A 13,309-nucleotide genomic window follows, 5' to 3' on the forward strand; every position below is an offset into this window, starting at 1 on the left:
CTGATGAGGAGTACCTATGGCTAACACTGATGCCGGTAAGATCCGGTTTGCCCCTAGCGGCATGCTTTCTATTGCCCCCACTGGGGGTTCCCTTGTGGTCCCTGCGGAGGTTGGCGACGGAGGTACCACCGTGCCCGCCGGCTACAAGGCTCTTGGGTATGTCACTGAAGAGGGCGTCACCCTGACCCCGACCATTCAGACCACGCCCCTGCCGGCCTGGCAGTCCGCGGCCCCTGTTCTTTACAACGTCGACTCCGCTGCCTTCCAGGTCCAGGCCACCCTTCTGGAGGCCAGCAAGCTCGTCACTGAGACGTTCTTCGGGACCAAGTGGACTGAGGTTGTGGAGGACGTTGCCGGCGTTCCGACCCCCACGGGTACCTACAAGCTGAACCTGTCCTCCCTGCCTGAGCTTGCTGAGTTCAGCCTTGTTGTGGACTGGAAGCAGAAGAACGAGTACTGGAGGGTCGTCCTCAACCGCTCCATGGTTTCTGAGCGGGGTGCTATCACCCTTCAGCGGACTCAGGCTAAGCAGTTCCAGCTGACCATTGACGCCATGGACCTTGACGGGTCCCTGGGCGATGTCTACACCAACGCGGTTATGACTGACACCCCGTGATGCTCTGTCCTGCCGGGAGACATGAAACCCCGGCACTCACTCTCACTCACTCGTAATACCCACTGGAGACACTCATGCCTGCTGCTGCTCGAAAGACGACTACTTCCAAGACTTCCGCCCTGGCTGCCAAGCAGGCAGAGGCGACGCACGACGAGAAGACCGAGGACGAGGCTCCTAAGACTGCCTCGTTCGAGTACAAGGGCTTTACCTACACGGTGCCGGCTGATCCGCTGGACATTCCGATGGAGGTTGCCTACGCGGAGACGGAGTACGAGATTGTCTCTGAGATCGTGGGTCCGGATCAGTGGGTTGAGTTCCGCAAGTCCCGCCCGACTATCCGTCAGTTCGGTGAGTTTGCAGACCTGGTCCTGAAGGCTTCTGGTCAGGTGGGAGATGAGGACGAGGGAAACTGATCCGCACCGTTCGCGTACTGCAAGAGTTCTATGAGCCTCTTGAAGCAGATCTCAAGGAGTTCTTCCAAGAGGATCTCAATGACCTCTGGCGCGGACGGCTGTCCTTCCGAAAGATCGGCTCTTACATCAGGTCTCTGATGATGAAGCCTGGTCGCTCAACTCTTCTCATGGCTCTGGACGAGTCCGCTGAGTGGACTCTTGAGCAATACACCTTGGCCCGTATCTCTGATGAGGCCGCGGTGTCTAACTGGCTCTTCATCCAAGCCAACTCTGCTGAGGATGCTGAGCCCATTCCTGAGCCTCAGCCCATTCCCCGACCTGGTCAACCCGAGGTCGTTCCTGAAAAGCCCACCGAGGAGTTCGCTTCTGGCCCTGAAGTGGCTGCGTTCTTCCAGAGATTCAATTCGTAGGAGGTCGTATGGCCACGGCTGGAAGCGGAAGGGGTCCCATCAAGGTCGGAAGCGGCTACATCGATGTCTTCCCGAAGATCAATCAGAAGCAGCTCCGAGAGACCAGGGCTCAGCTTGAGAAGCAGATGGGTGCGGCCGGCAAGGCCGCAGGCAAGACCTTCTCCGAGGGTGTGACCAGTCAGGTAGCCACGATCCCCAAGAAGGCCAAGGCTGCTGCTGACAAGGCTCAGAAGGAGATACAGAAGTCTGCCCTTGACTCCAAGAAGGTGCTCAAGCGCATTGAGCAGGAGATCACCAAGGAGTACGGGAAGGAAGCGGGGAAGCGCTTCCGTGAGGCTACTGAGCTGGAGAAGAAGAAGAGGAAGCTCCTGGAGGCCACCTCTGCTGAGACCCGTAGGGCTCTCAGGGACACGGTCAAGCAGGAGGAGACGGCAGCCAAGACCACGGCCAAGGCATGGTCCACTGCTGAGAAGCAGCGCCTGGCCCAGATCAAGGCCAGGGAGAAGGCAGAGGCTCAGGCTCTCAAGGACGCTGCTGTCCGGGAGAGAACAGCTCTCCGTTCCTACCAGCAGTTCGCTCAGGACAGGACCCGGGCAGCTCAGAGGGCTGCCCGTGAAGAGGCCGCGGCCTTCCGTCAGTCCCAGAGGGAACAGCGGGCTGAGCTTCGTCAGACCCTGACCGAGCAGCGCCAGGCCCAGATTGCCTCACTGCGCAGTCAGCTTGACGCCCACCGTACTCAGGCTCAGTCACTGCGTACCCAGCTCCTTCAGTACCGCCGGCAGATGCAGGACCACACCAGGTCTGTTGGTCGGAGCCTGACTGACCTCCGTACCTCCTGGAGGCGACAGGGCGAGGCGATCGAGCGCCTCGGAACCAACATCACTGAGACTGGCCGGCTGGTCGGCACCGCTCTCCTGGCTCCCCTTGGAGCCGTCTCGGCAATGCTCACCACCATCGGTGTGAAGTCCGCGGACATGCGAATCCTTGGGCAGATGGGTCTCTCCGCTGCTGGAGTTGACAAGAAGCAGTCCGCTGCTCAGATGAACGCCATTCAGCAGTACGCAATTGCTACTCCGTTCAGCATCGACACGATGCACGAATACCAGATGAAGCTTATTCGCTCCATCGCTGGTAATGACGACGAGTGGTACAACAAGAGCACGAAGACTAAGGCAGCCAACAAGGCAGCCAGTAAGACCACGGACATCATTATGGCCGTGGGTGACTCCATGGCTCAGGCTGGCAACCTGGACCCGAATATGTTCCAGCGGGCTATGTACGCCATTGACCGCATCATGGACCTTGACAAGGCTCCGACGAGGAACATCAACCAGCTTGTTTCAGCAACTGGTATTCCTGCTGGTGAGCTGGCCCACATGTTCGGTTATGAGAACGCTGGCGCGTTCTGGAAGCAGGTGGGTACTCCCGTCGCCAAGGGTGGCGGCATCTCCGGTCGAGACATGGTGGACAACCTTCTCCAGCACTGGGACCCCTCATACTTCGAGCTGGACAAGAACGGGAAGAGGAAGATCGACCCCAAGTCGGGTCTTCCTATCGTTAATCCGGACAGCTCTCGTACCGGTGGTTCGGCTGGCTACGGCGAGAAGATGACCTCAGCCACGATCAGTGGCCGAATCTCCCAGATGAAGGAACAGGCCCAATTCAACTTGGGCAGCCTGTTTGCCTCTGAGGACCCCAAGACTGGTGAGTACAAGTACACCAAGCTTGGCGAGTCCATCATGGGCAAGCGAGTCCCGGTAATGAGAAGGGATGAGAAGGGGGAACTCACTGAGACTGGTGAGTACACCTATGAAGGTGGACTCCTTCAGCAGGTTCAGGAGCTGATGTCCGGTCAGAAGGGCAATGTTATCAAGCTCCTTGAGACTTCCTTCGAGGCTCTGGGAACCTTCGTTGAGCAGATTCAGAGTTTCTCTGACTGGCTCGATCAGCATCCTGAAATCAAGGATGGCTTGGCTGAGATGGCCAAGCTGGCTATTGCGGTTGCTCCCTTCGTTCTGGCACTTGGCCTTGCCACCAAGGTTCTTGGGAAGGTGACCAAGATCTTCGGAGCCGCTATGGCTCCTGTGAGTGGTGCTGCTCGGGCTGTTCGAGGAGCTACCCGTGGTGCTCGTCAGGTTGGCTCTGGGATTGCCTCCGCTCGTCGTGGTGACGGCTTCCGTGAGGGCTACCGAGACCGGCGTACGGAGCTTCGAGGCGGGGACACCCGCGGGCCGGTGGCCCGTGCTCGGGACCGGATCACCGGCAACGACTCTGGACGCAACCAGCTTGCTCAGCAGATCCGTGACACCGAGGACGCCATCAGGCAGACCGAAGAAGGCATGAGGGATCTGCAACGGCAGATCCGGGATGTCAACTCGACTTCCATCAGTCAGTTGGTCACCCAGTTTGCCGGCTCCGGTGGAGGAGCTGGGGGCGGGGGAAGTCTGGGCTCTGCTGCTCAGAACGCCCGTACTCAGGTCACCAACGTCACGACCAGCACCAACGAACTGAACCGCCAGGGCCTTGGTCAGATCAGTGGGGAGTTCACTGGACTGACGGACAAGGTCCGGGACCTGGACCAGAAGGTGAAGGGTGTCTCATCCTCGCTGACCGACCTCAACGGCAAGAAGCTCGTAGAGCTGAAGGTCACTGTCGACGGGGCCCATGGATCTGTCACTGACCTGAAGAACGAGGTCACTGACACCTCTTCTGCTGTGGGTGCTCTCAACCGACGGAAGCTTGACAGCCTCCGAGCCGAGTTCAACAAGACTACGGAAGAGGCTCAGAAGCTCAAGGCCAAGGTAAACGAGGCTCGTACCTCTGTCTCCAACCTCAACGCCGCCAAGCTCGGCGCCCTTCGAGGTGAATTCGGGACCCTCAAAACCAAGGTGAACGAAGTTAACACCCTGGTGGGTACCAATAAGTCCGGCCTCACTGGCCGGGTGGTGAATCTGAACAACCGCAAGCTAGGCGATGTCACCGGACACGTCAAGGATCTCAAGGACGCACTGGAGGACGCTGGCAACAAGGCCAACACGCTCCTTGGCCACCTGGAAGACATCGGAAACATCTCCCCTGGGGGAGGTAGTGGGGGAGGAAACAACTCCTCCGGAAGCAAGAAGAAGAAGGGAAAGGCTACTGGTGGTGTCCTAACCGGATACACCCCTGGTAGAGACGTTCACCGCTTCTTCTCCCCCACGGGAGGTCAGCTTGACCTTTCTGGTGGAGAGTCGGTCATGCGCCCCGAGTGGACTGCTGCTGTAGGCCCTCAGTATGTGAACCAGATGAACGCCATTGCTATGACGCAAGGTGCTTCTGGCATTCGCAAGGCCATGACCCAGCGGTTTGCCAGCGGTGGCGTTATTGAGTCACTGGGTCTGGACAAGCTTATCCAGTTGTCCAGGAACTTCAACGTAGGCAATGACGTTGCAGCAGCCGGCGCCACGATGGCAATGGACAGCTCCTCCAGGGGTATCGGTGGAAGTCCTCAGAAGGGCGTTATCCGGACTGGTACTCATGCTGCGGGCGTTGTTGGTTCGGACCTCTCAAACAAGTTCAAGGGCATCTACGACTTCATCACCCAGGATTCGTGGGGCTTCCTTAAGAAGCTTCCCACGGGTTTGGGTCAAGTCGTTGGTCTCGTTGGAGGCGCCCTGGCTCCTACCGCAGGTTCTCTCTTCTGGGATGACGTGTGGAAGGGCGAAGGAAATATCCTCCAACGAGGGGGAAGGTTCCTCAAGCACCTGTTCTCTCCTGATGCCATCACTGACATGATCGGTGACTTCTTCGGAGGACTCTGGGATTCAGGCAAGGGAATTTGGGACATGGGCAAGGCCCTTGTTACGGACCCTATAGGCACCGTAGAAGACGCTGTAGGAGGTGTCTGGGACCTGGTGATGTCCGAGTACGACTCGCTGACTGGAATGGTCAAGGGTATCCGAGAAATCTGGCAGTCCCCCAAGGACTATGCCTCCCAGGTTATCAAGGATACCTACGCTACAGCCAAGGAGGCTCTTCCGAATTTGGAAGGGCTCTTCGATTTCAGTGGAGACAAGCTGGACGTTGAGCGTCCTGACGTATCTGGGGCAGCAGACATCACGATGGGAATTCCCGGTGTGGGGGACGCTGTCTCCCGCTGGACTCCTCAGGTCAAGATGGCTCTTGCTCAGCTCGGTCTTCCTATGTCTGATATCCCGTTGGTCCTCCACCGTATCCAGGTGGAGTCTGGTGGTAACCCCAAGGCCATCAACTTGTGGGACTCCAACGCCAAGATGGGTCAGCCCTCCCAGGGTCTGATGCAGACCATTCCTTCCACCTTCAACGCGTATGCCGGCCCGTACCGCTCCCGCGGTATCACGGACCCCATGGCAAGTATCTACGCAGGCCTCAACTATGCCACCACTCGCTATGGCTCCAAGTGGCGCCAGGCTCTTTCAGGAGTCAAGGGCTACTGGACTGGGACGCTCTCTGCGTCTCCTGGTCTCGCTCTGGTGGGCGAGAGGGGCCCGGAGTTGGTGGACTTCGGCAGAGGGGGTCAGAGGGTCTACAGCAATGAGGAGACCTCTTCAATGATGACCGGTGCCCGACCCGTGTACCTCACGGTTCAGGAGGCCAAGGCGGAGAACACTCCGCAAGCCGTTATGCGGGCATTCCAGTGGTACGACTCCATGTATGGAGACAGGCTCTAGAAATGAGGTGACCGTATGCCAATTCCGGTGCTACGGAGGCCCCCTACAGTCCCTGTGCCGACAGGGCCTCAGCCTCCTCAGAAGGTGCACTGGGGGAGGACATACGTATCCATCACAGGGAAGAACGGTGAGGGTGAAGAAATAGCCCTCACCAACTTCCGTGACTCTCGTTGGCCGGGCATCGTCATGATGCCCGGCGCCACGGGGTTGGATGCGCCTCCTTTTGAACTGCACGCGGACGACAGTCCGAACTTGGATGGCGGAATCTTCCGGGACGCCAGAGCGGTGTCCAGAGAGATCATGATTCCTATCTTCCTGCACGGCATTGACAGGAAGACTATCCGGGAGCTGAAGCGAAAGCTCGTCTCTGCCCTGAACCCCAAGAAGGGGTTCTGTGTCCTCAAGTTCATCGAAGGCGATGCTGTACCGCGGTACCTCAAGTGTTACTACAAGGGCGGTATGGAAGGCAGCGAGACTGAGGACCAGTCAGGGTTCACCTGGAAGAAGTTCGGTCTCCAGTTCACCGCTTATGACCCCTGGTTCTACGGTGACGATGTCCAGGTGGCTGAGTGGGCCTTCGGCACAGGAGAGCCTTTCCTTCATCCCACCTCGTTCTTCCCTCTGCATCTCAACGCCGGCATCGTGGCCGGCTCCGAAGTCGTCGTAGACAACATTGGCGATGTAGAGGCCTGGCCTCGTTGGGAGTTGACGGGGCCCATCAAGGGCTTCAAGTTCACACACCCTGACGGGAAGTCCTCCTTCGGTGTTACCGCAGATGGGTCAGGGACGGACATTGTCCCTGCCGGCCGAGTCCTCACTGTCGACACACGTCCAGGCTTCAAGTCCCTGAGAGACAACCTCAACACGAACTACTGGCCCCTGCTGGACGACAGTCCCCAGCTCTGGTCTCTCCCCGAAGGAGAGTCCGTGTGCTTGGTGGACATCGTTCCGGGGTCTTCCAATGCGAAAGTCCGGCTGATCTTCCAGCCCAGATATGAGGGGTACTGATGTGGCCTACAGAATTGAGGTACGGGACAGAGACCTGAACCGTGTCGGTGTCATTGATACTTGGATTCAACTGGACATGGTGGTTCAGTTCAATGACCAGGGCTCATGGAAGCTCCTGGTCAAGGCGGGAACCCCTCAGGCTGAACTCCTTCAGCAAGGTGGAGGGGTGGCCATCTACCAGGATGGGGTACAGACCCCCATCCTGACTGGTCAGATTGAGGACTTCCAGACTTACTGGACTGTCCAACAGCATTCTTCCCAGGGTTCCATCTTTGTCGGTGGGAAGACAGACAACAAACTGGCCTATGAGAGGCTCGCTTTCCCAGAGCCGAGCCTTCCTGTGTCGCAGCAGTACTCTTCCCCCAATGACGTTCGGAACGTGAAGAAGCAGGCCAACGTCCTTATGTGGGACGAGGTCCGAAGGTCTCTGGGCTCTGGTGCCCTGGCCAACCGACAGGTAGCCGGCGTTGATACAGGCACCTCCCCTACTGGGTTTGGGTCAACAAAGTCGGACTCTCTTCGCTACGACGTGATCGGGGAGAAGTTCGCTGAGTGGTCCGCGGACAAGAAGACCGGTTGGCGGTTCATCTACAACCCCAACAGCAAGTCCATTGAGTTCAGGACGTACCAGCCCCGAGACCTCTCAGGGAAAATTCGGTTCTCCCCCGAGCTGGGAAACCTGAGGGAGTACATCTGGACCCTCAGTGCCCCAAAGGTCACTCGGGTCATTGTCGCCTGCCAGGGCGAGGGCAAGGAACGCTACATCTGGCAGAAGATCGACTCTGCTTCAGAGACTGAGTGGAATCTCCAGATCGAACAGTTCGTAGACCGCAGGGACATCCCCCTCAAGACGGATACCAATGGCAATCCCGCTCTGGTGGTCAAGAAGGATGCGGACGGCTTCGATGACCTCGGACAGAACCCAGACGGCACGGAGTGGACTTCAGACCTCTTCCGGGCACGACGGGACTACCAGAGTGCAGTAGACGAGAGGGATGCGGCCCAGGCTCAGCTTGATGCTGCTCAGACCGACGCAGAGAAGGCGGCTGCTAATGCTCGCCTGTCGGCAGCCAATACGGCTCTGAACGAAGCCAAGTCAGACCTGATTACCCAGATCAATGCCGCCAAGGCCACTGTAGTGTCCTACTACCTGGAAGTCATTGAGCAGGCCGCGGATGAAGTCCTCAAGGAGGGCGAGAAGTCCGGCAACTTCCAGATCTATCCCATAGACACCGAGCAGATCATGTTCGGCCGTGACTACTTCGTTGGAGACGTTGTCTCTGTTGAGGTCAACGGGGTCACCTATAAGGACATGGTCCGGGAAGTCAACATCACCGTAGATGACGGAGGAAACGCCCTCTCTGTGTCTCCGAAGATCGGTGACCAGGGCAGTGGCGATCCCTTGAACCTGTATCAGACCGTATTCGATCTGCGTAGGAAGCTGCGCAAACTGGAAGCGAGGATGTGAAATGGCAGAAACTAGCTACCCGTTTGCAGCAGACAGTGCCGGCGGTGGAGGCAAGCTTGTCTCCGTTTCCCAGTGGCAGGACATGTCTCACCTCTGGGCCCCTGATGTGGTGGACCATCAACTTGTTCAGGGAGACACCAATGCGGGTCTCCCGTTCTACTGCTCCATTTCTGGGTCCAACCTGGTAATCCAGCCAGGATCAGCCTTTGTCGGAGGCTTCTACTACACCCTTGATGCTCCTCTTACGATCCCTGCTCCTACCAACAACTCGACCTCTCAGCGTCGAGTTGATCTAGTGGTTATTCGAGCCGACATGGCTACTGGCGCAGTCAACATCAAGCGGGTTGAAGGACAGCCCTCCGTTGTTCCCCGTGAACCTGAGCCGCAAAGGGTTCTTGGGGGCATCTGGGAGATGCCCCTCTGGGCTATTGAGGTTCCGACGAGCAATCAGACTCTTACGCTGGGGGACCGTAGGCGTTACCGAACCCGGGACATGGCTGTAGCTCCCTGGAATCGTCGCCACGTTTCCTCTTCTGAGCCTGTAGGCACCTTCACGCTGGATATGGACATCAACAACACGGGGGGCATGGAGGAGGGGTTCAGGGGCTCCAAGGGGGACATGGTCACCCGAAGCCTGAGCGCCCGGAAGAAGTACGTCCCGGACATCCTGACTGTGTCTAACAAGCCTCCGACGGCTAACCGTGAGTGCTACTGGCGAATCATTGCCCCGGGAACAGTCGCATTCTCCATGCAGATCCGGAACACCTCGTCCACCGAGGTGAAGTCCTCGGCAGCCGTGGTTGTCACTCTCCCTTCGGTTCCTGCCAACACGATTCCTACGATCCTTCACGGGGTGATTGACAACCCTGAGTCCAGGAACGGACTTCCAAACTTCGTGGACATCGTGGCCAAGACCTCTTCCACTGGCTCCAACTACCTCTACCTGTACTACCCGGCAACCAGCACGCTTGACGAAGGTCTGAACGTGCTGACAACTATTCCCGGCAAGTCAACGCTGTTGATCTCTGGAGTCTATGAGACTGGCGAATTCGAAGGGCCTTCACTGAATGTCTAGAAACCTTTTTGGCGGTACAGCCGCAGATGTTGCAGAGAACACCGATGGTTCCCGTGCACCTGGTGCCGAAGGCACAGTGTGGGATGGTCCGGGGGCTGAGGCTCTCCAGGTAACTGACCTCCTGGACTTTGCCAACCAGCCCATGATGACGCTTACTTCAAATGCAGAGGGTATGGTCCCTCACTTCTACGGTCCTGACGGGACCACACTTCTCTATGTCGACTTCGGAGCCGGCCGGGTGGCCATGACTCCGGTCAACACAGCCACTGACCTAGCGACGCACGTCACCGCGGCTGATCCGCACGGCTCCAAGGCCGGTGCCCTTGCTGAGGTCAATGCCCAGAAGGGTGCTGCCAACGGCATTGCAACCCTTGGGCCTACTGGCAAGGTGCTGCCTGCTCAGCTCCCCTCCTCCCTTGGAGAGGGAGGAGGCTCTGTTGACTGGCTCAACGTCAAGTCTGCTTCCTACGGAGCTGTAGGCGATGGTGTTGCTGACGACTGGCAGGCCATTCAGAACGCCATTGATGGCGCGGGTTACGGTGGAGTGGTCTACTTCCCCAAGGGCATCTACAAGATCTCCCAGCCTCTTGACCTCCCCCGTGGTGTGACCCTTCTGGGGTCACACTCCAACCTGATGAACGGTCCGGGAATGGTGGGAGACGAGTGGCCCTGCTACATACAGGCTGCTCCGACCTTCACCACGGGTGCCATGGTCACCATCATTGGTGAGGACGACGGGGATCACCCAGCCATCAACGGTGAACAGCGAATCACGAATCTCATGTTCGATGGTTCCAAGGTGCCTACGGGAGGTCTTGACGGACTTTACTCCCGGGGCAACGTGCAGAACGTTGTTCTGCGGGACGTTTGTTTCCGTCAGATGCCGAACAACGGCATCGTGACCGCGTCTGTTGGTACCACGTGGCCTTACTCCTGGCGCCTTCACTCCGTCATGGTGGACAACTGCCATGTGAACGGCATGGTGTTCGAGGGCAACACGGACCTGACCCTTGAGGATTGCCAGGTCATTGGTTGCTGGTCAACCGGATTCAAGCTGACCAACTGTGCCAACACCATCGTCACCCACTCACGTGCTGAGTGGTGTGGCAACTACGGCTTCTGGCTGACTGGTGGTTGGGGCAACTGGCCTGGTAGTGGTTCTATGACGATGACGGGGTGCTCCACTGACCGGAATGGCTGGGATGGCGTCCGAGTGGACGCCAGTGGCAATGGAGCCTTCCTTATTCAGGGTCTGATGACTCGTCGGGATGGCCGTAATGGGGGTCTTGGCGGGGGCGGCTATGCCGGCCTCAGGCTGAGTAATCAGGCTCCTGTCGTCGTTGTTGGTCATCAGAACTACGTCGGCTCTGACGACGGAGGCACGGCCAACACCAGTCCTGACTACGGTGTCTCCATCTCTGGGGCACGAGACGTGCAGTACACAGGCGCCTACCTTCACGGTCTCCTGGGGACTCTCCGGGATGACGGCACCAATACCCGAGTCACCATCGGGCCGAACACCTCTGGCGTTGTGGGCAACAACTACGCAGAGGATCGTAAGCCGATCGCTGCTCAGGTTGGTCCTGTCCAGGTGACTGACCTTGTTGCTACTGGGCGAGCCCTTGGACAGCCCCACCCTTCTGACCACAACCTGAAGGCGTGGGCCTACAGCCCTGAGAATGCGATCAGCAGCCTTGCTGCTGTGGGCGGAACGATGTTCCTGTCCGCGGTCTACCTCCCCACCAAGACGACTGTCAGCAAGATTTACTGGCACCTGAGCAATAGTGGAGCCACTCCGACTACGGGAGCCAACTTCGTCGGTCTGTACAGCTCTGCTGGAACTCGTCTGGCCAGTGTCGATGTGGGTTCCCTGGTCCCTGCCATTGGACTCAAGTCCACTGACATCCCTGCCATGACCCTGGAGCCCGGAACCTACTGGGTGGCATGGGTCTTCAATGCAGGAACTCTGCCCGCTATGCCGCGGACAACTGCAATCTCTGGTTCCACCAGCATTCTGAACGTTGGCCTCACTGCGAGCACGTTCCGCTTTGCCACCAACGGGACGGGTCTTACCGCCCTCCCTGCCACGATCAACCCTGCCAACAACCTTGCAGGACCCTCTTACTGGGCTGCGATTGGCTAGAACAGCTAAACCTTGTCACGGGAGGGCTCTTCGGAGCCCTCCTTTGTTTTGTCCATCCTCACGCGAGTCACTACGAGGATGCCTAGGGGAGGGGTCCTGACCATGCTCGAAATCCTCAACTATGGAGGGGCCTTGGCTGGTGTAGCCGGCGCAGTCTCCCTCATCATCGCCTCCATACGCACCAATGCCTCGCGCATCTGGAAGGAAGAGGCGGAAGCACACAAGGCGAGAGCCGACAGACTTATTGAAGAGCTGGAAGAAGTGAAGGGCAAGCTGTCTGACCTTGAAGACAAGACCCAGGTTCTGATCACTCTTCTCTCCGCAATCGACCCGCAGAAGCTTGAACAGCTTCAGACTGGGAGGCCCTAATGGCTAGATTCAGTGGCGCAACTTGGAAGCCTATATCTGGTAACCACACCAAGGGCGGGCAGGACTCTGTCCGCGGTGTTGTTATCCACATCATGGCGGGCACTCTGGCCGGCACGGACTCTTGGTTCCGCAACCCTAAGGCTCGGGCGTCCAGCCACTTCGGTACCGGCAAGTCTGGTCAGCTCTATCAGTGGGTTGACACGAAGGACAAGGCTTGGGCTCAGGCCAACGGCAACTCCGACTGGCTGTCTGTTGAGAACGAGGGCCAGGGTGGAGACAAGCTGACTGAGGCCCAGCTCGACCGGTGCGCGGATGTCCTCCGCTGGGCTCATGAGGTCTACGACGTGCCCCTCAAGGTTGCCTCGGGCCCGGGTGACAGAGGTCTTGGCTGGCACGCAATGGGGGGCTCCTCTTGGGGGAGCCATCCTTCCTGCCCTGGTTCAAAGATCATTGCACAGCTCCCTGAGATCGTGCGTCGTGCCGGCGGTAAGCCCTCCGGTGGTTCCTCGGAGGGCTCTGGTGTAGCCAGGCGCAAGGTCACGATCAACGGCCTGGAGTACGGCTATGGAGCCCACGGCTCTCACGTGACTGCTGTGGGTAAGGCCCTGGTCAGCAAGGGCTTTGGCAAGCACTACAAGTCTGGTCCTGGGCCTGACTGGAGTGATGCGGACACCAAGAACTATGCAGACTTCCAGGAGTCCCTTGGGTACAAGGGCAGTGACGCTGATGGTGTGCCTGGTGAGACTTCCCTGAAGAAGCTCCTGGGCAAGCTGCCTTCGGCGTCGAAGCCTGCTCCGGTCTCCTACGAGCCCTTCCCCGGTACTGCCTACTTCAGGAAGCACCCCAAGTCTTCCCTGGTCACACGCATGGGCAAGCGTCTGGTGGCCGAGGGCTGTTCCGCATACTCCTCGGGTCCTGGTGCTCAGTGGACCGAGGCTGACCGGAAGAGCTACCGGAAGTGGCAGCTCAAGCTTGGTTACAGGGGCAGCGATGCCGATGGCTTCCCCGGCAAGTCGAGCTGGGACCGGCTGAAGGTGCCGAAGGGCTGACCGAGTTCGAGGGGTCGGGCGCCCGCGGGTGTGTACGTGTGCAGGCAGGCGCTCAGGCGCCCCCGCGCGC

Annotated in this window: 10 protein-coding genes; all 10 read left to right on the forward strand. The window is 58.7% G+C overall.

Translation table 11 applies throughout. From position 1 onward, the window contains the following. Positions 1–16: 16 nt before the first annotated feature. The 10 genes from ACZ6IM_RS07145 (at position 17) to ACZ6IM_RS07190 (ending at position 13,239) form a co-directional block, all read left to right on the forward strand. Positions 17–616, forward strand: coding sequence for a phage tail tube protein (locus ACZ6IM_RS07145; RefSeq protein ID WP_469554709.1), 600 nt, complete (start codon positions 17–19; stop codon positions 614–616). A 74-nt stretch (positions 617–690) separates the two neighbouring features. Then, positions 691–1,029 carry a hypothetical protein gene (locus tag ACZ6IM_RS07150; protein WP_469554710.1) on the forward strand — a complete coding sequence of 113 codons (339 nt, stop codon included), beginning with the start codon at positions 691–693 and terminating at the stop codon, positions 1,027–1,029. 167 nt (positions 1,030–1,196) lie between these two features. Beyond that, positions 1,197–1,439 carry a hypothetical protein gene (locus ACZ6IM_RS07155; RefSeq protein WP_469554712.1) on the forward strand — a complete coding sequence of 81 codons (243 nt, stop codon included), beginning with the start codon at positions 1,197–1,199 and terminating at the stop codon, positions 1,437–1,439. Between the two features lie 8 nt (positions 1,440–1,447). Beyond that, positions 1,448–6,127 (forward strand): transglycosylase SLT domain-containing protein, encoded by a 4,680-nt coding sequence (locus ACZ6IM_RS07160; RefSeq protein WP_469554713.1) that lies wholly within the window; start codon positions 1,448–1,450, stop codon positions 6,125–6,127. Positions 6,128–6,181: 54 nt separating this feature from the next. Next, positions 6,182–7,135, forward strand: a complete 954-nt coding sequence (locus ACZ6IM_RS07165; protein ID WP_469554716.1) for a phage tail domain-containing protein — start codon at positions 6,182–6,184, stop codon at positions 7,133–7,135. A gap of 1 nt (position 7,136) precedes the next feature. Further along, positions 7,137–8,603 (forward strand): Gp37-like protein, encoded by a 1,467-nt coding sequence (locus ACZ6IM_RS07170; RefSeq protein WP_469554718.1) that lies wholly within the window; start codon positions 7,137–7,139, stop codon positions 8,601–8,603. A 1-nt stretch (position 8,604) separates the two neighbouring features. Then, positions 8,605–9,678 carry a hypothetical protein gene (locus ACZ6IM_RS07175; protein ID WP_469554721.1) on the forward strand — a complete coding sequence of 358 codons (1,074 nt, stop codon included), beginning with the start codon at positions 8,605–8,607 and terminating at the stop codon, positions 9,676–9,678. A gap of 142 nt (positions 9,679–9,820) precedes the next feature. Next, a complete protein-coding gene (locus tag ACZ6IM_RS07180) occupies positions 9,821–11,821 on the forward strand; it encodes a right-handed parallel beta-helix repeat-containing protein (RefSeq protein WP_469554724.1) in 2,001 nt (666 codons plus the stop codon). Between the two features lie 102 nt (positions 11,822–11,923). Further along, a complete protein-coding gene (locus tag ACZ6IM_RS07185) occupies positions 11,924–12,190 on the forward strand; it encodes a hypothetical protein (RefSeq protein ID WP_469554725.1) in 267 nt (88 codons plus the stop codon). After that, a complete protein-coding gene (locus ACZ6IM_RS07190; RefSeq protein ID WP_469554728.1) occupies positions 12,190–13,239 on the forward strand; it encodes a peptidoglycan-binding protein in 1,050 nt (349 codons plus the stop codon). Before ACZ6IM_RS07185 ends, ACZ6IM_RS07190 begins: the two co-directional genes overlap by 1 nt. Positions 13,240–13,309: the final 70 nt, after the last annotated feature.

Source organism: Streptomyces sp. NPDC042336 (genome assembly GCF_055581985.1).